Raw genomic sequence first — 20,258 nt, forward strand, 5'->3', positions numbered from 1 at the left:
AACGGCTATCGGTGCACGATTCACTGGGAAGATCAGGACGTGCTGATGGGCCAGTTCCCAAAGCTCATCGTCTCCAATCGCCTCTACGAAGTGGATCGGGATCGCTACACATGCAGTGGCGGTGTCGCGCCGCTGGACCTGATGGTGCATCTGCTTGGCATGCCACCCGGCAGCCGTTCGCTTGCCGCACGCGTGCTCGAATTGCTCGTTGCAGAACGACGCAGTCACGAGCAACAGCAGCGGACATCGCTTCGCCAATACATGGGCGCGGAACATACGAAACTCGACGAAGCTTTGCAGATCATGGAGAGCAATGTCGAGGAAGCGCTCTCGGTCGCGGAGGTAGCTTCGTATCTGGGCGTCTCACAGCGCCAGCTTGAGCGCTGGTTCAACGATCGGACAGGTAAGACGCCGGCTCAGGCCTATCTTGAGATTCGCCTGCTCCGCGCCCGCCAGTTGCTATACCGGACGGGCAAGCCGCTCGAAGAGGTCTGTTCACGAACAGGCTTCACATCACTGACGCACTTCGCGACGCGTTACAAAGCACAGTTCAAGATTTCGCCCATGGCGGACCGTCGGCGATACCAGAACGCATTGTAAGGCAGCACCCGCCACACAGTTTCCTTGCTCCAGCCCACGCACGATCGCTGCGGCGGAGGCGCACGCTCGTTGAACAGGCCAATCCGACAGCTAAACGAGCTCACGGAGGTAAACCCTCAATGTCGAAATTGAGGATCGTCGTGTCGTTTTCGAAAACGTTCTAAATCCCCGACCTTCTACTATTCGCTCACACCTGCTGGCGTTTTTTCACCAAGGAGCGAGCGCATGAAACTGGAAAATCTGATTCGGATTGAGAATGGCGAGAAGGTGAAGCACACCTTCTCGGATGCGGAGTATGCGAGCCGCCAGGGCAAGCTGCGCGCATTGATGTCCAACGAGAATATAGATGCCGTGCTGTTCACGTCGTATCACAACATCAACTATTACGGGGACTTCCTGTACTGCTCGTTCGGCCGTAAGTACGGGCTCGTCGTAACGCCGAACAAGGTGGTGTCGATCTCGGCAAATATCGATGGCGGCCAGCCGTGGCGTCGTACGGTCGGCGACTACAACGTGGTCTACACCGACTGGCAGCGCGATAACTTCTTCCGTGCCGTGCAGCAGGAAATCGACAACAAGGGCCGCGTCGGCATCGAGTTCGATCATGTTCCCGTGGATGTGCTGGAAAAGCTCAAAGCCGCGCTGCCCTCTGTCGAATTCGTCGATATCAGTGCGCAGACGATGCACATGCGCATGATCAAGTCCGCTGCAGAAATCGAGGTCATCAGGCATGGCGCCAATGTGTGCGATGTGGGGGGAGCGGCGCTTGCCGCCGCTGTTCATGAAGGTGTGCCCGAACACGAAGTCGCGCTCGCGTCGACCCAGGCGATGGTCCGTGAAATCGCCACGCGTTTCCCCGATTCAGAGCTGATGGACACGTGGACGTGGTTCCAGTCCGGCATCAACACGGACGGCGCCCACAACCCGGTGACCACACGCAAGGTGCAGAAGGGCGACATCCTGAGCCTGAACTGCTTCTCGATGATCGCCGGTTACTACACGGCCCTCGAGCGCACGATGTTTTTCGACCACTGCTCCGACGAGCACCTGCGTTTGTGGAAGGTCAACGTCGAAGTGCACGAGGCGGGCCTGAAGCTGATCAAGCCGGGCGCGCGATGCAGCGATATCGCCCACGAACTGAACAGGATTTACGCGGAGTACAACCTGCTGCAATACCGCACGTTTGGCTACGGCCACTCGTTCGGTGTGCTCTCGCATTACTACGGCCGCGAAGCCGGGCTCGAACTGCGCGAAGACATCGACACGGTGCTCGAACCGAACATGGTCATTTCGATGGAACCGATGATCATGCTGCCGCAAGGCCTGCCTGGCGCGGGCGGTTATCGTGAGCACGACATCCTGGTGGTGGGCGAGAAAGATGCAACCAACATCACCGGATTCAGGTACGGCCCGGAGCACAACATCATCAAGGCCTGAATCTAAGCCTGTTCCGGTCTCATTCGAATCACCCTGCGGCTACGGCCGCAGGCACCCCAGGATGTTGCAGGAGACGTTTCAATGTTTTCAAAGGAACAAACCATTGCTGGGTTCGATCCGGAACTGTCTGACGCGATGCGCCTTGAGCGCCAGCGTCAGGAAGTTCACATCGAGCTCATCGCATCGGAAAACTACACCAGCCCCCGCGTGCTCGAAGCGCAGGGCTCGGTGCTCACCAACAAATACGCCGAAGGTTATCCAGGCAAGCGTTACTACGGTGGCTGCGAACATGTCGACGTAGTGGAGTCACTGGCGATCGCGCGTGCGAAGCAGCTCTTTGGCGCAGATTATGCGAACGTCCAGCCGCATAGTGGCTCGCAGGCGAACGCCGCGGTCTATCTGGCATTGCTGAGCCCGGGCGACACGATTCTCGGCATGAGCCTCGCACACGGTGGTCACCTCACGCATGGGGCGAAGGTGTCATTTTCCGGCAAGCTCTATCACGCAGTCCAGTACGGCGTCGATACAGAAACCGGCCTGATCGATTACGACGAAGTCGAGCGCCTGGCGGTCGAATACCAGCCGAAAATGATCGTGGCGGGTTTCTCCGCCTACTCGCGTGTTCTCGATTTCGCGCGTTTCCGGAAGATCGCGGATCGCGTCGGCGCCTTACTCTTTGTCGACATGGCACACGTGGCAGGACTCGTGGCGGCAGGACTATATCCGAATCCTGTGCCGTTTGCGGACATCGTCACGACGACTACCCACAAGACGCTGCGCGGCCCGCGCGGCGGGCTTATTCTCGCCAGAGCCAACGCCGAGATCGAAAAGAAGCTCAATTCGATGGTTTTCCCCGGAACCCAGGGCGGGCCGCTGATGCACGTCATCGCGGCGAAGGCCGTCGCGTTCAGGGAAGCCCTCGGCTCCGACTTTGTCGAGTACCAGAAACAGACGCTGGCGAATGCGCGCGCGATGGTTTCGGTATTCGTCGAGCGCGGCTATGACGTGGTGTCCGGCGGCACGGACGATCACCTGTTTCTTGTCGACCTGGTCGCGAAAGGAATCACCGGCAAGGACGCGGACGCGGCACTGGGCCGTGCGCACATCACGGTAAACAAGAATGCGGTGCCGAACGATCCGCAATCGCCGTTCGTGACGAGCGGGATCCGCATCGGCACACCTGCCATCACGACACGCGGATTCAGGGAGGTTGATGCCGTGCTGACCGCCGCGCTCATCTGCGACGTGCTGGACAACCTCGGCGATGCCCAGGTCGAGCAGCGCGTGCGCGAACAGGTGGCGAAGTTGTGTGCGCGCCTGCCGGTATACGCTGGACTTTAATGAGAAAGCCATGAACGTCAGCACCTTCGATCTCTTCAAGATCGGCATTGGGCCCTCGAGCTCTCATACCGTCGGGCCGATGATCGCGGCTTGCCGGTTCGCGACCCGCATGCGCGACGCCGGAAAGCTTGGTGAGGTGAGCGCGATCCGGGCGGACCTGTACGGCTCGCTCGGCGCCACCGGCAAGGGACACGGCACCGACAAGGCTGTGCTGCTTGGGCTCGAAGGGAATCTCCCCGATGCGATCGATCCCGACTACGTGGAAACCCGGTTGGCTCATATTCGCTCAACGAAGTCGATCGAAGTCGCTGGAGTCCAGCAGATTGCCTTCGACGAGAAGACGCAGATGGTGTTCCTGCGCCGCGAGGTGCTGCCGTTCCACGCTAATGGAATGCGCTTCACCGCTTTCGACGCAAGCGGCAAGGTGGTCGACGAGCAAGTCTATTACTCGGTTGGGGGCGGCTTTGTTGTTGACGATGCAGGGGAGCGCCTCAACGGCCAGGAAGGTGCCACACGGGTTCCTTATCCGTTCAGGACAGGTGTCGAACTGTTGCGCATGTGCGGCGAGAGCGGCCTGTCTATCGCAGGGTTGATGCTCGCCAACGAAGCAACCTGGCGCACGCCCGAAACCGCGCGCCAAGGGTTGCTGAAGATCAGGGACGCGATGTCTGCAGCGATCGCGCGCGGATGCTCGATGGAAGGCACCTTGCCGGGACCCATGAAGGTGAAGCGACGCGCGGCCGATCTGTTTCGGCAGTTGAAAGCGCAGTCAGAAGAAAGCCTGCGCGATCCGCTATCGATGATTGACTGGATCAACCTGTACGCGATGGCGGTGAATGAAGAAAACGCCGCTGGCGGACGGATCGTCACGGCGCCGACCAATGGAGCGGCGGGGATCATTCCGGCTGTCCTGCAGTACTACGTCAAGTTTGTGTCCGGTTCCAACGACGATGGCGTTGTTGAATTCCTGCTGACGGCCTCTGCGATCGGGTTGCTCTACAAGGAAAACGCGTCGATCTCGGGCGCGGAGGTCGGCTGCCAGGGCGAAGTCGGCGTCGCGTGCTCGATGGCGGCCGCCGCGCTCGCCGCGGTCCTCGGCGGATCACCAGAACAGGTCGAAAACGCCGCTGAAATTGGCATGGAACACAACCTGGGCATGACCTGCGATCCGGTGGGCGGCCTGGTGCAGATTCCCTGCATCGAGCGTAACGCGATGGGCGCAGTGAAAGCTGTGAACGCCGCCCGCATGGCACTGCGCGGCAATGGCAAACACTACGTATCGCTGGATAAGGTCATCAAGACGATGCGCGAGACAGGCGCCGATATGAAGACCAAGTACAAGGAAACCTCACGCGGGGGCCTTGCGGTCAACGTGATTGAGTGTTGAGGAGACAGACGATGAGCCGGTATTCGATATTCAGTTTGTTGCGCAACGGGTTGTCGTATCACGAGAACTGGGAGCGCGCATGGAAGAGCCCCGAGCCGAAGAAGGAATACGACGTGGTGATCGTCGGCGGCGGCGGCCATGGTCTTGCCACCGCGTACTACCTCGCGAAGGAACTCGGCGTGCGTAACATCGCGGTGCTGGAAAAGGGCTGGATCGGCGGCGGCAACACGGCGCGCAATACGACAATCGTGCGCTCGAACTATCTGTGGGACGAGTCGGCCGCGCTGTACGAAAAGGCTCTCCAGTTGTGGGAGGGGCTCTCGCAGGACATCAACTACAACGTGATGTTCAGTCAGCGCGGCGTGATCAATCTCGCCCACACGCTGCAGGATGTGCGCGACACCGAACGTCGCGTCAATGCAAACCGGCTGAACGGCGTCGATGCTGAATTCCTCACCCCCGAGCAGATCAAGGAGATCGTGCCGGTGATCAACCTGCACAGCCGTTATCCGGTGCTGGGCGCCTCATTCCAGCGCCGCGCCGGTGTAGCCCGGCACGATGCGGTCGCATGGGGCTATGCGCGCGGTGCGGACCAGCATGGTGTCGACATTCTGCAGAACTGTGGCGTGACCGGCATTCGCCGGGCCAACGGCGCAGTGGTCGGAGTCGATACCGTCAAAGGCTTCATCAAGGCGAAGAAGGTCGCGGTGGTCGCAGCAGGTAACAGCAGCGTGCTCGCGGAGATGGCGGGGATCCGCCTGCCGCTTGAAAGCCATCCGCTGCAGGCACTGGTGTCCGAACCGATCAAACCGATTGTTAATACGGTGATTATGTCGAATGCGGTGCACGCCTACATCAGTCAGTCCGACAAGGGTGACCTCGTGATCGGTGCGGGCGTCGACCAATACACCGGATATGGCCAGCGCGGTAGTTTCCACACCATCGAAGGCACGCTCCAGGCGATTGTCGAAATGTTCCCGGTGTTCTCGCGCGTGCGGATGAACCGGCAGTGGGGCGGGATCGTCGATGTGTCGCCGGATGCGTGTCCGATCGTCAGCAAGACAGACGTGAAAGGACTGTACTTCAACTGCGGCTGGGGCACGGGGGGCTTTAAGGCCACACCGGGTTCCGGGTGGGCCTTCGCTCACACCATTGCAAACGACACACCGCATCCGCTGAATGCGCCGTTCTCTCTGGACCGGTTCTACACCGGCCATCTGATCGACGAACACGGCGCGGCAGCGGTCGCGCACTAACCAGGGAGAGATCCATGTTGCTCATTCAATGCCCCTGGTGCGGGCCGCGCGCCGAGTCCGAATTCTCGTACGGCGGCGAAGCCGAGATCGTGCGTCCGCTCGACACCGAGAAGCTTACTGACAGGGAATGGGGCGAGTACCTGTTCATGCGCAAGAACACGCGTGGCCTGCACCGTGAACAGTGGAACCACGCGCAGGGATGCCGCCGCTGGTTCAACGCCGAGCGCGATACGGTGACGTACGCGTTCAGGTCGGTCAGCAAGATCGGCGTTCCGGAAGAAGGAGAATCAGCATGAACCAGCAGAACCGTTTGCCATCGGGCGGGCGCATCAATCGCGCGATTCCCCTGACGTTCACGTTTAACGGCCGCACGTTCCAAGGCTTTCAGGGCGACACGCTGGCGTCGGCGCTGCTTGCCAATGATGTGCATTTCGTTGCGCGCAGCTTCAAGTACCACCGGCCGCGCGGCATCGTGACCGCGGGCGTCGAGGAACCGAATGCGCTGGTGCAGCTCGAGCGCGGCGCCCACACGATCCCGAACGCGCGTGCGACGGAGGTCGAGCTCTATCAGGGGCTCGACGCGACAAGCGTGAACGCGGAGCCGAGCCTCGAACACGATCGCATGGCGATCAACCAGAAGTTCGCCCGATTCATGCCGGCCGGCTTCTATTACAAGACCTTCATGTGGCCGCGCAGCTTCTGGCCGAAGTACGAGGAACGCATTCGCCACGCCGCGGGTCTGGGCAAGTCGCCGGAGGTAAACGACCCGGGCCGCTACGACAAGCGCTTTGCGCATTGTGACGTGTTGATCGTCGGCGCGGGTCCAGCGGGACTGGCTGCGGCACGAACGGCGGGCGCGAGTGGCGCGCGGGTCATTCTGGTTGACGACCAGCCCGAACTGGGCGGAAGTCTGCTGTCGGGCACAGAAAAGATTGACGGCAAGCCGGCCAGCGACTGGGCGCGCGCGATCGAGGCCGAGCTTTCGTCTATGCCGGAAGTGACAGTCATGAGCCGTAGCACTGCGTTTGGCTATCAGGATCACAACCTTGTCACAGTCACACAACGTCTGACCGACCATTTACCCGTTTCAACGCGAAGCGGCACGCGTGAACGGCTCTGGAAGATCCGCGCGAAGAAGGTGATTCTCGCAACGGGCGCACATGAGCGGCCGCTGGTCTTTGGCAACAACGACCTGCCCGGCATCATGCTGGCGTCGGCGATCTCGACGTACCTCAACCGTTACGGCGTTCTGCCAGGTCGGCGTGCGGTGATATTCACAAACAACGACGAAGGGTATCGCGCCGCACTCGATCTCAAGATACACGGGGCAGACGTGACGGTTGTCGATCCTCGCGGCGCTAGCGCGGGTGCGCTGCCGCAACAGGCAGCGCGCAGCGGGGTCGCCATCGTCAACAACGCCGTTGTGATCGACGCAGGCGGCAAGGAACGCGTGCGCAACGTCACTGTTGCCCGCTATGCACAGGGACGCGTGGGGCAGCGCATTGCGACGCTCGGCTGTGACCTGGTGGGCATGTCGGGTGGCTGGAATCCCGTGTTGCACCTCTTTGCGCAGTCGGGCGGCAAGGCACTCTGGAACGACGACAAGGCTTGCTTCATTCCGGGCGCGGGGGTCCAGGAAGAATGCAGCATCGGTGCCGCTCGCGGTGCGTTCCAGCTGCCGGAGACGCTCGATGATGGCGTCAAGGCTGGTCGACGGGCTGCCCGGTTCGCGGGCTTACCAGATCCTGCCGTGCAGCAGTGGCAGGCGAAGGTCTCGAATGAACAACCGCTGTTCCCGCTCTGGCTGGTTGCGAACTTGGATAAAGCATCGCGCGGTCCCAAGCGGTTCGTTGATTTCCAGAACGACGTGTCGGCGTCTGACATTCTGCTCGCTGCACGCGAGGGCTATCACTCCGTCGAGCACGTCAAGCGCTACACGGCGATGGGTTTCGGCACTGATCAGGGCAAGCTTGGCAACATCAACGGGATGGCGATCCTCGCCCAGGCACTGGGCAAGACGATTCCCGAGACCGGCACAACGACGTTCCGGCCGAACTACACACCGGTGACGTTCGGCACGATCGCCGGGCGTGAACTCGGTGACTTTCTCGATCCGGTCCGCAAGACCTGCATCCATCCGTGGCACGAGGCGCATGGCGCGGCGTTCGAAGACGTCGGCAACTGGAAGCGCCCGTGGTACTACCCGAAAAACGGCGAGGATCTGCACGCGGCGGTGGCGCGCGAGTGTCTCGCGGTACGCAACAGCGTAGGCATTCTGGATGCGTCGACGCTCGGCAAGATCGACATTCAGGGCCCGGATGCAGCGACGCTGCTCAACTGGCTGTACACGAACCCCTGGAGCAAGCTGGAAGTCGGCAAATGCCGCTATGGACTGATGCTCGACGAGAACGGCATGGTCTTCGATGATGGTGTGACGGTGCGCCTCGGCGAACAGCACTACATGATGACCACGACCACGGGTGGCGCCGCGCGCGTGCTGAACTGGATGGAGCGCTGGCTGCAGACGGAATGGCCGAATCTGAACGTGCACCTGAGCTCCGTGACAGATCACTGGGCGACCTTCGCGGTGGTCGGGCCGAACAGCCGCAAGGTGTTGCAGAAGGTGTGTAAAGACATCGACTTCGCGAACGCGGCATTCCCGTTCATGACGTATCGCAACGGGACGGTATCCGGCGTGGCTTCACGTGTCATGCGAATCAGCTTCTCGGGCGAGCTGGCGTACGAAGTCAACGTGCCGGCGAACTTTGGGCGCGGCGTATGGGAAGCGTTGATGAGCGCTGGGCGTGAGTTTGAAATCACACCCTATGGCACGGAAACGATGCACGTGCTGCGTGCGGAGAAGGGCTACATCATCGTCGGTCAGGATACCGATGGGTCGATCACACCGTTCGACCTTGGCATGGGTGGCATGGTCGCGAAGAAGGACTGCCTCGGCAAGCGCTCGCTGTCGCGCTCGGATACACAGAGTGCGGGACGCAAGCAGCTCGTTGGACTGAAACCGGTGGACCCCCGCGTCACGCTGACCGAAGGCGCGCAGATCGTAACCACACCTGCGACACAGGGCATCACGCCAATGCTCGGCCATGTAACGTCGAGCTATATGAGTCCGATCCTGAAGCGGTCGATTGCACTGGCGGTCGTCAAAGGCGGCCTCGAGAGGATGGGGCAACGCGTATTTGTGTCGATGTCCGCCACACGCTGTGTCGAGGCGGAGGTGTGCAGTCCTGTTTTTTACGATCCGGAAGGGGTACGTCAGCATGTTGAATGATCTGGTTCAGGAGTCGCCGCTCGTCGGTATTGAAGCGCGGATTGCCGCTGCATCCGGCGGCATATCACGACGCTTTCGGTTCACCGAGCGGCCGTTCGTCACGCTTCTCACATTACGCGGCAACGGTATCGCGTTTGATGTGGCCGTGCAGCGCGTGCTGGGCGTCCCATTGCCGAAGCAATCCGGTGGTCGCGTAACGGCGGGTGAACGCGCAGTGTGGTGGATGGGGCCGGACGAGTGGCTGATCCAGTCTACCCAGGATATGGCCGTTGAACTCGAACGCGCCTTGCGCGAAGCGCTTGACGGACAACACTACGCGGTCGTCGACGTCAGTAGCGGTTACACCGTAGTCGACATTTCGGGGAGCCATGTGCGAGAGGTGCTGGCAGGCGGCTGCCCGCTCGACCTGCATCGACGCGTGTTCGCAGACGGGCAATGCGCCAGTTCGCACTTCTTCAAGGCAGGCATCACGCTGTGCCGTGACGGGGATGACCGGTTCCAGATCATCGTGCGGCGCAGCTTTGCCGAATACTGCTGCCTGATGCTGCTCGATGCGGCGCAGCCGTATCTTGCATAACAGGCGCGGCGGTTGTCCCACGGCATACAGAGGAGATTGTTCGATGAAACATCCGGATGCAGGACTGACCGTCGAATGGGAGATCGTGATCGACCAGTTGCGGGCACAGACGCGAATCGGGATCCACAATCATGAACGCGTAGCCCAGCCGGTGGTGATTGATGCGGTACTGCATTGTCGAAGTCAGGCGCTCCCGGAGGAGATCAGCGAATGCCTTGATTACGACGCGTTCTGCCGGATGCTGTGCGCCTACCTCGATGCGCAGACACACACGGACCTGGTCGAGCAACTCGCCGCCGATCTGCTGGTGTTGGCGTTCGACCGCTTCGCGATGCTCGAAGACGCCATGCTCACGCTCTACAAGCCGCACGCGGTGCGTTCGGCGGCGCAGGTGGGCGTGCGGCTGCGCTGGAGTCGTCATGACTATCTGCGCCGGCACGCCCACCATGGTGCCGCACACGTTGCCGAAGCCACGCACGCCTGACACAGGCCACATACGGAGTCGCCATGACTGAAACCACTACGAAGCGCACGGATCGGGCGCCACAGTTCGCGCTGACCGTCACCTGTCCGAGCGCACCGGGGCAGGTCGCTGCGCTGGTGCGATTTCTCGATGAGCGCGAATGCTATATCGACGAATTCGATGTGTTCGACGATGAGTTCACTGCCCGTTTCTTCGTGCGGTGCATTTTTCACTCCGCATCGACGCAGCAGCTGGACGTTGCGTCGTTGCGCGAAGAGTTTGCGAATGTCGCTAACCGGTTCGACATGGCGTGGACGATCCACGACATGTCAGTGAGACCCAAGGTGCTGATCATGGTGTCGAAGCTCGACCATTGCCTTGCCGACCTGCTGTTCCGCTGGCGCATGGACGAACTGAAGATGGACATCATCGGCGTGGCCTCGAACCATCCGGATCTCGAACCTGTTGCGGCTGCGAACGGCATCGCGTTCCACCATCTGCCGCTGACGGCCGAGACCAAGCCGCAACAGGAAGCGCAAGTATTGGCCCTGGTAGAGCGGACCGGTGCTGAACTTGTCGTCCTCGCACGTTACATGCAGGTGCTGTCCGCCGGGCTGAGCGCGTCCCTCGCGGGGCGCGCAATCAACATTCATCACTCGTTCCTGCCCGGATTCAAGGGCGCGAAGCCTTATCACCAGGCGCATGCGCGCGGGGTGAAGCTGATCGGCGCAACGGCGCATTTCGTGACCAATGATCTCGACGAAGGGCCGATCATCGAACAGGTCGTGGAACGCGTCACTCACGCGTACGACCCCGACCGGCTGCTCGCGACCGGACGTGATATGGAGTGTCTCGCGCTGGCGCGCGCCGTCAAGCTTTCTATCGAGCATCGAATCTTTATCAACGGTAACCGAACCGTCGTACTTCAGTAGGAACACGCCGGTGAAGCGGACTCAAGAGCCGCAGCCGAAAACGCAGCAATCTCACGATTCATGTTTGGAGACAACAAATGAGTAACAGGAAAGCGGTTTCAGGGCGGCAGGCGGCAACTGGCGTCATCTCACAGGTCGGCGTGCCGCCGCCGTTTGCTTCGGCCAATCGTCAGGCCGCCCCTGTGCCAGATCGGCGTCTGCTCAAGCGCGCTGCGATGGCCAGCTTCATCGGCAATTTTGTCGAGTGGTTCGATTACGCGTCCTATGGCTATCTCGCGACCATCATTGCGGTTGTCTTTTTCCCCAAGACTGACGCTGCGACGGGGCTGCTTGCCGCTTACGCCGTATTTGCGATCTCGTTTATCGTCCGACCCATCGGAGGCATCGTCTGGGGGCATTTCGGCGACAAGATCGGGCGCCGGACAGCGCTGTCGCTCTCGATCCTGATCATGTCGGCTTCGACCTTCGTGATCGCGTTCCTGCCAACCTATGCACAGGTTGGCGTCATGGCACCGATCCTTTTGCTGCTGGTTCGAGTTATCCAGGGGTTCTCAGCTTCCGGTGAGTATGCAGGGGCATCAGCATTCCTCGCCGAATATGCGCCAGAGGGCAAGCGGGGCGTCTATACCAGCATCGTGCCGGCGAGCACGGCGGCGGGCCTCCTGTTCGGATCGATATTCGTGGCGGTTCTGCACGCTGTGCTCACGACTGAGCAGCTCCAGTCTTTCGGCTGGCGCCTGCCATTTCTGCTCGCAGCACCGTTCGGACTGATCGGACGCTACATCCGGGTGCGCCTGGAAGATACGCCGAAGTTCAAGGCACTCGAAGCGTCGCACCACGTTGCGCGCGCGCCGGTCACGGAATTGCTGACTGTACATCGCGGTAAGATGTTGATCGCGTTTGGGGTCACGTGCCTGAACGCGGTGGCGTTCTATCTGGTGCTGAGCTACATGCCCACCTACCTGTCGACCGAGATGGGGATGGGGAAAACGCAATCCTTTATTGCGGCCACCATCTCTCTTGCCGCCTACATCGGCTTCATCTTCATTATGGGGGCGCTGTCGGACCGCGTCGGTCGCAAGACGATGCTGATCGGTGCTTCGGTCCTGTTCGCCCTGTTGACGGTACCGCTTTTCAAGGGACTCGTCGGTGCCAGCTTCATGACGATCGTGCTGATCCAGATCGCGTTTGGCGCGCTGCTGACGATGAACGACGGCACGCTACCGTGTTTCCTGTCAGAGATCTTTCCGACGCGCGTGCGTTACAGCGGTTTCGCGTTCAGCTTCAACGCAGCAAACGCGTTATTCGGCGGCACGGCACCGTTCGTCGCGACCTGGTTGATCCATGCGACCGGCAGCAAGTTGGCTCCGGCGTGGTATATGGTCGGCGCGGCAGGCGTCGCTTTGATAGCCATGCTCGCGAGTCGGGAGACATCGCGCGGGCCGCTCGCCGACTGAATGCCATCGGACTGAAGTCAGGCCCCGCTTGCTTCGATTGGCTCTGCCTGAGCGGATCGAAGCGAGTCGGCCGGTTGCGTCGCAGGAGGAGTTGGGCAGTAGAATTCCGAAAAAAATCGCTCATGAATGATGTGTTGAAGACGCTAGCGACGTGCGTTTGCATCTGACGCTGCCGGCCACGGGGGCAGTTGCGGGCCGACGATATCGTCTCAATCGCCTCGGTGTACTGGCGGCCCCATAAACCTTGCCATGAAGCAGACAGGAGAGCGTAGTGCCATATGTGGTGTTGGACAGGACGCCACCGATCCATTCAATTTGACATAAAAGAAATTAGCGAAGTTTGATCTGTAGTACTGAGTAACCCAGCTGGACCTAGTCGCGGTTGGAGCGGCGTCGATCACCGCTCCAGACTACTCATCACTGGCGCCGCGGTGTCAGTTGATTTCCAGAAATCCAATGCGGTCTAAAGGAGAACCGTTGCCAATCAACGCGAGCGCCATGTTGGCTTTCGCTACCAGATCGAGCGGTCGAAGATTTTGCACGTAGTGCCCGTGCGTTATGCGGTCCATGCCAGCACCAGCAAGTTTCGCCACTGTGCGCAGGCTGGCTGCCAGCGCCACGCTATCGAGCCGGCCACCGTGTAGAACGAGGTTTCGTTGACGGTATAACCGGTGAAAAGATTCGCCGATCGAATCTCGGATTGTTTGCAATTCCTGACCGGGATTAGCAAGATGCTTCTTTATCCGAGTAACTGCTGCTTGCTCCGGCACCCGTGGCATTGGTGGCATTCGGTCCTCAAGTATCATTCGAGCCAGGATCCGGCAACGCTCGCGATTCGTTTGTACGCCGTCAAGCTCGGCTCGCACGTCGACGTGAAGGTCTTTCCGATGCGACAACGCCGTAAGCTCAGCCCTGGGAAATGAGCACGTGCCAGCCTAACCTGTCCAGCGAGGTGGGGTGGACCATCCCATTAGTGGCATTTTGCATTTATCGCCTGCGATGCTACTCGACCGTTGGCGGGGTCTCAATCGCAACGCTCGATTCGTTCAAAGGACGTATTGGTGATACGTTCCAGCGCCCGGGTCCCGTCCGACGTGGCGTCATCCTCGGACTGGAAACCCAGTTGGTTATAAGCGATTACCTGAAATCCGAAACCATGTCCGCGTGGGACGGTGATGCCCCAATGCCAGGCGCCATCTTCGGCGAATACGTGAAGAGTGCCGGGTTTTCTATTCATTACGCGCCGCAGCGTAGACATCGCAGTTGCTCTCACGAAGTGTTCATTTGCAGAAGTCGTTTGCAAGCATCAGATTGTCGATTCGCCCCGTTGTTGCGAACAGCCCGGCAGCGCTTGCGACCAAGTGCGGATCGTGCTTGACCCACCTTCCGTGTCCCAGTTCGCTGCCGCGGTCCCAACGCAGCTCAGGGCTGATACCAGCTGCCCTCGCGCAAAGTACCAGTGGCCGGACCTGCAGGCCCGACTCGACCTGCCCCGAACGAACCGGAGAGGCTGTCCGGAGTCAGGCTTCTCGCATCCCCTCATGCTTTTCGTCCGGCCCGCGATCGTTAGCAGTTCACTGCGGTGATCGAAGATGAAATCCGCTTACCGCCATGCGACGCACATGCGCCTCGTCTACCTCCACGCCCAACCCCGCTTTCTCCGGAAGATGCGCTACCCCCTGCCGCACAAAAGAAGAAAAATCGGTCGGGTCCTCGGCGAGCCGTAACGTTGACATAAAGGCGTGGCCGACGTCGACGAGATTCCCTATGGTTACGGCGTGCTGCAATGACGCGGCTTGCGTCACGCCGAACTCAATCATCGAATTCATGTAGCAGGAAATCCCAAACGCCTGTGCTACCGCCACAATGCGCTGAGCGCGCAAAGGGCCTCCATTTTTGCTGCTCTTAACACTGAAGACACTAGCGGCGCCGGCGCTTGCGATCCGCGCCGCATGCGAGAGTCCGGCCACTGCTTCGTCGGCCGATATTGGAAGCCTAGTGTCCCTGGCCAACGACGCCGCGCCCTCAAGATCCGCCTTTTCCAATGGCTGTTCGACGAACGCAAGACGGGAGCCACTAACTCCTTCCAGAAACTCACGCGCTTCCTCGCGGTTCCACCCTTCGTTGGCGTCGGCGATCAGCGTTATGCGGCTCCCGTAACGCCCCTCTAGCTCAGACACCCGTTGTATCTCGTCACGTATTGGCGACGTGCCCATCTTTAACATAAAGCTCGTGAAACCTTGCTCAATCCGCTCGTCGATCACGCGGATATCGTCCTCGTATGTACCATTGCTGAGGGGCCAAAGCACCGGAAGCGACTTCCGCAGCGCTCCCCCCAGCAGCGTTGCAACGGGGACACGAAGCCGCTTGCCGAGTATATCAAGCAGAGCCATCGTCACAGCTCCCTTGGCGCTGAGGTGCCCAGCGAGCCGCGTGTCGAGTTCCTCATCAATGCACCCTGGGGCTGGAGACAACGACGCCAGGACTGCAGGCAGCAGCGACTCTTTCAGGGCACGTGCAGCATCGCTGGACGTGCCGCCGGTAAAGGCGTCGTAAGGATTGGCCTCGCCCCAGCCTACGACGCCATCGGCGTCAGTCAGCTTTAGCAATACGGCGCGTGTCGAAACCAGTGTTCCTTCCGACAGCTTGTACGGGGTTACAAGCGCCGCCTCAATTTCGAACACCTCGGCTGCGACAAGCCGCGCCATCGAAGTAACGTCGGATCCATCTAGCATCACATCTCCCCACAAACGGTCACAGACAGAGAATCACGCATCCGCACAGTACGAACCGCAGACGCTGTTCTCCTCTGTCTTTTTGAATTACGGCACTTCCCTCTCGGTCAAAGTACCGGCTTCATTCGCATCCCAAAGCACGCGCGAAAATGAGGTGAGCGCACGTTCGCCCTGTATCGCGTTTTACCCAAAAAAGGCGATATTTTCGAGCGCCTGTAGCTTACGTCTGTGGTGGATGTGGCCTCCATGCAAGCATCAGATTGTCGATTCGCCCCGTGTTGCGAACAGCCCGGCAGCGCTTGCGACCAGGTGCGGATCGTGCTTGACCCGCCTTCCGTGTCCCAGTTCGCTACCGCGGTCCCAACGCAGCGCAGGGCTGATACCAGATGCCCTCGCGCAACGTAACAGTGGCCGGACCTGCAGGCTCGACTCGACCTGCCCCGAACGGACCGGAGAGGCTGTCCGGAGTCAGGCTCCTCGCATCCCCTCATGCTTTTCGTCCGGCCCGCGATCGTTAGCAGTTCACTGCGGTGATTAAAGATGAAATCCGCTTACCGCCATGCGACGCACATGGGACTCGTCTACCTCCACACCCAATCCCGCTCTCTCAGGAAGATGCACTACCCCCTTGCGCACGAATGAAGAAAAATCGGTCGGGTCCTCGGCGAGGCGTAACGTTGACATAAAGGCATGGCCGACGTCGACGAGATTCCCTATGGTTACGGCGTGCTGCAGTGAAGCGGCTTGCGTGACGCCGAATTCAATCATCGAATTCATGTAGCAGCGAATCCCAAACGCTTGGGCCACTGCCGCAATGCGCTGAGCACGCAAAGGGCCTCCATTTTTGCTGCTCTTGACACTGAAGACACTAGCGGCACCGACGCTTGCGATCCGCGCCGCATGCGAGAGTTCAGCCACCGCTTCGTCCGCTGAGATCGCAAGCCTGCTGTCCCTGGCCAACAGCGCCGCTCCCTCCAGATCAGACTTCTCCAACGGCTGTTCGACGAACGCAAGCCGGGAGCCACTAACTCCTTTCAGGAACTCACGAGCTTCCTCGCGGTTCCAGCCTTCGTTAGCGTCGGCGGTCAGCGTTATACGGCTCCCGTAACGCGCCTCCAGGTCAGCCACCCGTTGTATCTCGCTACGTATTGGCGACGTACCCATCTTTAACGCGAAGCTTGAGAATCCTTGCTCAATCCGCTGGTCGATCACGCGGATGTCTTCCTCGGATGTACCATTGCTGAGCGGCCAAACCACTGGAAGTGACTCCCGCAGCGCCCCGCCCAGTAGCGTTGCAACGGGGACACGGAGCCGCTTGCCGAGTATATCGAGCAGAGCCATCGTCACAGCCCCCTTGGCGCTGAGGTGTCCAGCGAGCCGTGTATCGAGTTCCTCGTCGATGCAACCGGGGGTGGGAGCCGAAGATGCCATGACTGCAGGCAGCAGTGTTTCCTTTAGGGCACGTGCAGCATCGCTTGCCGTACCTCCGGTAAAGGTATCGTAAGGATTGGCCTCGCCCCAGCCCTCAACGCCATCGGCGTCCGTCAGTTTGAGCAATACGGCGCGTGTTGACACCAGTGTTCCTTCCGACAGCTTGTATGGGGTAACAAGCGCCGCCTCAATTTCGAACACCTCGGCTGCGACCACCCGTGCCATCGCATTAACGTCGGATCCATCTCGCATCACATTTCCTGGAAAAGGTCACAGACAGAAGATTAGTCATCTGCAGATCCACAGGCGCTGTTTCTTCTATCAAATTTAATTACTGCGCTTAGCACCTGGTAGAAGTGCCGGTTTAATTGGCAGATGCCCAAAGCACGCACGAGAGTCGGGTGGCCCGCGCCAATCGCCTTTCGCGAAATATCAGCAGAGGCGATTATTCTCCAGTACCGGAAGCTTAAGATCCACTTCATGGTGGATGTGATCTCCCGGAAATTATTCGAATCGGCCTAAGCAAGCAAATCCTACGTCGTTTAAACGGCTCAAACCACACCCGCCAACCCATCATGAATTTTTCGGTGTAGATAGCTTCATACTTCTCCTACTAGAGATAACTAGCCTTCGTTGCTCGTGCGTCGGTCCACTTCGTCAAATCTCACCTCCGCGAGACAGGTCATCAAGCTTGACGCATTCCCCGCTCGGGCTTGGTGTACGGCCTCAACGGTCTCGTTCTGCTGTGCCGGAAGGGCGACAAGGCGCGTCGCCATCTTGAACTTCGACTCGAGCTCCTGCCAGGTAACATGCTCGCCCTTGCCCTTCGGAACGGTATCTCCAGAGGTAAACGTTCCGCTGCCACACGTGATAGTCACGCGCGATAGCGTTTGCTGCGGATATACCGCTTCAATATCTGCGCTACACGACAGCAAAACTCTTCGAGCAAGAGCAGATACCTCATTGCGATTCAGAGCCCCCCCGCTGAGTGGCAGCAAGGCCTGCGGCCCGAAAAGAGCTACGAGTGCGAGACAGTAGGGGATGCTATATTGGATGTCCGGCAGATTTTGGGGCTCACACCTGTTTTCAAGACGCATTGCATCGTCGTAAATTTCGACTTTAATTTCTTGAATATCTGGCGCTTTGATTTTGTTCTTTGCCATTAACTCCTGCAGCGCATCCAGCGGACCGTGGATGTGTCGGCAGCAGGAATAGAATTTGAAATAGCTATCCCTGATGCGTGAACCGGAACGAATAACCTCGTCGAGATCAACGGGAAACTTGTAATGACGAACACTATCGAGAATATTTCGTGGTCCGGTCATGCCCTTCTGAGCCGCCTCCAGGGCATTTAGGCCTGTTACGACAGACCAAGGAATCCCCTCCTTTACGTCACTGCCTTCGGGGAGCGGGTCATGGGGCGCAGGAGCACTCATAAGCGCGCAGTTCGGCGCCGCTTCCCCCGCAATTGCAAGTGCGTGCGCCAATACACGTCTGCCGATGTCACGGAGCGCGCCAGCTGTCGCGACTACAGCATAGGGGGCCCAAGTTCCGGTCGTACCATAGGATGTGCGCGCGGTAGCGATCGTCGCACCGACCTGGTAGCCGATAACAATGGCTCGCACGATTTCGTCGAATGTCGCGCCGACTTCATGGGCCACGGCGAAAGCGGTGGGAATAACCGCTGCTCCGAGATGGCCGCGCGCCACTGGATCCCCGTCGTCAAGATCGAGCGCCGAAGCGGCGGCGCTGTTCGCCCAAGCGGCTCCAATGACGGAACTGGCGGCGCCTGTGAACCAGATCGGTACGCGCCCAGGCCGAAAGGTTTCCAGAGCTAAGTCGCGGCTGACGACCGCGATCTGCTCATAGATGCCTGCCCCAGCCGCACTCATGAGATCAAAAATATGCATTATGGCGACATCCGAAACGTGCTGCGGAACAGGCCTGTCTCGAGCCTCTTCGACATAGGATGCGAACAGGTCGACGACTGTAGTGTGCGGGTCCCGATATGCCACCGGCGACTTCATAGCTGCTTCCTCTTCATAGGGTCCTTCCTCGTATCATGCACGGCTCTTCGAGATTTCTCTCCCGAACCTTCTTCGCTTTGCTCAATGAGCTCGTTCCTGCTTCCATTGTGCGAGATTTCTCCGCAGAAGTTGCGCGGGTGTGCAGTAATCTCGATATATAGTCGCTTTTGGTCCCAAGCACGCGAAACTCCACGTTGGAATTGGCGGGAATTTCAGGGAGTCACGATCTGATACGGAAAATACTTTTTGGCAATCTTGCTGAGCGTGCCATCCTGTTTCAAGGAGGCGATAGCCTCGTTAAGGCGAGCTTTGAGCTCCGGATCCTGCTTGCGGACGCCGAAAGCAACTCCGCGGCCAAATATCTTCTCATCGGTCAGTGGCGGGCCAACGAGCGCAAACCCTTTGCCTTCGGGCTTGTTCAGAAAATTGTCCTCCGCGCTTTGCTGCGACTGCAAGGCAGCATCAATTCGACCGGCGGCCAAGTCCGCGTATACCTGGGTTTGACTCGGATATGTAACTACGACAGCGCCACCCGGCGCCCACTTCTGTTCTGCGTAATATTGCTGCGTTCCACCTTGTTGAACACCGACGCGCTTACCTTTGAGCGATTCTACGTTCGGCAGGATGTGACTGTCCGAGCGCGCCACCAAACGGGCCGAGGTCGCGTAAATAACGGATGTGAAATCAATTACTTTTTCGCGCTGTTCCGTGGCCCACATGTCCGAATTGATGGCGTCAAACTTCCGCGCCTGCAACGCGGGAATGAGGCCATCGAACGAATTTTCAACCCAGACGCACTTCACCTTGAGCTTCGCGCAAATAGCATTGCCGATGTCAATATCGAAACCTGCCAATTCTCCGCTTGGCAGCTTATATTCAAACGGCGGATAGTCTGCTTCAATGCCGAAGCGCAGAGTATCTGTGGCGCATGCAGAAGACGCCAGCAAGCAAAGCACAGTGGAGGCTACCAGTTGTCTCATCTCCGCTCCTTTCTTTATATATCGAATTTGTGATTGGTTAAGCTATTCATTTAAAACATACGACTTTCGGTAGTACTTTTGGCTCAGTGCGAGCCGCCCAGCGACGTAACGAAGGTCAGGAAGCCTCCTCTGCGCCAATCCGGCCGCGTCCTGGGCCGGCCGGCAGCTTGTGGCGCACTGTGCCGACGTCCTCGTGTACTAAAGGACCGGGCCGCTCGCCCTGCTGCGCGCAACGATGCGTGCGCAATTCAGCGGGCCGCGCACCTGGATCGGCGCGGACCGACGAGTGCCGCCACGCGGCCACATGATCGCCGAGATATCTCATCGAGAGGCCGAGCCTCATTTT

At 59.5% G+C, this 20,258-nt stretch carries 17 protein-coding genes; 11 read left to right on the top strand and 6 right to left on the bottom strand.

Annotated elements, in window-relative coordinates:
* The 11 genes from OKW35_RS10330 to OKW35_RS10380 all read left to right on the top strand — a co-directional run.
* Positions 1 to 600, top strand: a 600-nt coding sequence (locus OKW35_RS10330) for a GlxA family transcriptional regulator (protein ID WP_429551849.1), incomplete at its 5' end; no start/stop codon positions are given.
* Positions 601 to 825: 225 nt separating this feature from the next.
* Positions 826 to 2,037, top strand: a complete 1,212-nt coding sequence (locus tag OKW35_RS10335; protein ID WP_429550836.1) for a M24 family metallopeptidase — start codon at positions 826 to 828, stop codon at positions 2,035 to 2,037.
* Between the two features lie 81 nt (positions 2,038 to 2,118).
* Positions 2,119 to 3,378 (top strand): serine hydroxymethyltransferase, encoded by a 1,260-nt coding sequence (gene glyA, locus OKW35_RS10340; RefSeq protein WP_429550835.1) that lies wholly within the window; start codon positions 2,119 to 2,121, stop codon positions 3,376 to 3,378.
* Between the two features lie 10 nt (positions 3,379 to 3,388).
* Entirely contained in the window at positions 3,389 to 4,765 is a 1,377-nt protein-coding gene (locus tag OKW35_RS10345) for an L-serine ammonia-lyase (protein WP_429550834.1), read from the top strand.
* Between the two features lie 11 nt (positions 4,766 to 4,776).
* Positions 4,777 to 6,021 carry a sarcosine oxidase subunit beta family protein gene (locus tag OKW35_RS10350; protein ID WP_429550833.1) on the top strand — a complete coding sequence of 415 codons (1,245 nt, stop codon included), beginning with the start codon at positions 4,777 to 4,779 and terminating at the stop codon, positions 6,019 to 6,021.
* Between the two features lie 14 nt (positions 6,022 to 6,035).
* Positions 6,036 to 6,317: a sarcosine oxidase subunit delta gene (locus OKW35_RS10355; RefSeq protein WP_187637129.1), complete on the top strand. Its 282-nt coding sequence runs from the start codon at positions 6,036 to 6,038 to the stop codon at positions 6,315 to 6,317.
* On the top strand, positions 6,314 to 9,310 hold the full coding sequence (locus OKW35_RS10360) for a sarcosine oxidase subunit alpha family protein (RefSeq protein WP_429551218.1): 2,997 nt from the start codon (positions 6,314 to 6,316) through the stop codon (positions 9,308 to 9,310). Before OKW35_RS10355 ends, OKW35_RS10360 begins: the two co-directional genes overlap by 4 nt.
* Entirely contained in the window at positions 9,300 to 9,887 is a 588-nt protein-coding gene (locus OKW35_RS10365; protein WP_429551217.1) for a sarcosine oxidase subunit gamma, read from the top strand. Before OKW35_RS10360 ends, OKW35_RS10365 begins: the two co-directional genes overlap by 11 nt.
* Positions 9,888 to 9,930: 43 nt before the next feature.
* On the top strand, positions 9,931 to 10,371 hold the full coding sequence (locus OKW35_RS10370) for a dihydroneopterin aldolase (RefSeq protein WP_429551216.1): 441 nt from the start codon (positions 9,931 to 9,933) through the stop codon (positions 10,369 to 10,371).
* Between the two features lie 23 nt (positions 10,372 to 10,394).
* Positions 10,395 to 11,282 carry a formyltetrahydrofolate deformylase gene (gene purU, locus OKW35_RS10375; RefSeq protein WP_429551215.1) on the top strand — a complete coding sequence of 296 codons (888 nt, stop codon included), beginning with the start codon at positions 10,395 to 10,397 and terminating at the stop codon, positions 11,280 to 11,282.
* Between the two features lie 77 nt (positions 11,283 to 11,359).
* Positions 11,360 to 12,739 (top strand): MFS transporter, encoded by a 1,380-nt coding sequence (locus OKW35_RS10380; RefSeq protein ID WP_429551850.1) that lies wholly within the window; start codon positions 11,360 to 11,362, stop codon positions 12,737 to 12,739.
* Between the two features lie 434 nt (positions 12,740 to 13,173).
* On the opposite strand, the gene OKW35_RS10385 is transcribed toward OKW35_RS10380, so the two are convergent.
* The 6 genes from OKW35_RS10385 to OKW35_RS10410 form a co-directional block, all read right to left on the bottom strand.
* Positions 13,174 to 13,518 carry a hypothetical protein gene (locus OKW35_RS10385; protein WP_429551851.1) on the bottom strand — a complete coding sequence of 115 codons (345 nt, stop codon included), beginning with the start codon at positions 13,516 to 13,518 and terminating at the stop codon, positions 13,174 to 13,176.
* 245 nt (positions 13,519 to 13,763) lie between these two features.
* A complete protein-coding gene (locus OKW35_RS10390) occupies positions 13,764 to 13,976 on the bottom strand; it encodes a hypothetical protein (RefSeq protein WP_429551852.1) in 213 nt (70 codons plus the stop codon).
* A 337-nt stretch (positions 13,977 to 14,313) separates the two neighbouring features.
* Entirely contained in the window at positions 14,314 to 15,474 is a 1,161-nt protein-coding gene (locus OKW35_RS10395; RefSeq protein WP_429551853.1) for an enolase C-terminal domain-like protein, read from the bottom strand.
* Positions 15,475 to 16,008: 534 nt separating this feature from the next.
* Positions 16,009 to 17,157 (bottom strand): enolase C-terminal domain-like protein, encoded by a 1,149-nt coding sequence (locus tag OKW35_RS10400; protein WP_429551854.1) that lies wholly within the window; start codon positions 17,155 to 17,157, stop codon positions 16,009 to 16,011.
* Between the two features lie 371 nt (positions 17,158 to 17,528).
* Positions 17,529 to 18,932, bottom strand: a complete 1,404-nt coding sequence (locus OKW35_RS10405; RefSeq protein ID WP_429551855.1) for an MmgE/PrpD family protein — start codon at positions 18,930 to 18,932, stop codon at positions 17,529 to 17,531.
* Between the two features lie 212 nt (positions 18,933 to 19,144).
* Complete coding sequence (locus tag OKW35_RS10410) at positions 19,145 to 19,912, bottom strand: ABC transporter substrate-binding protein (protein WP_429551856.1); 768 nt, start codon at positions 19,910 to 19,912, stop codon at positions 19,145 to 19,147.
* Positions 19,913 to 20,258 lie beyond the last annotated feature (346 nt).

This window comes from Paraburkholderia sp. MM5477-R1, assembly GCF_050436385.1.
Taxonomy (GTDB): Bacteria; Pseudomonadota; Gammaproteobacteria; order Burkholderiales; family Burkholderiaceae; genus Paraburkholderia; species Paraburkholderia tuberum.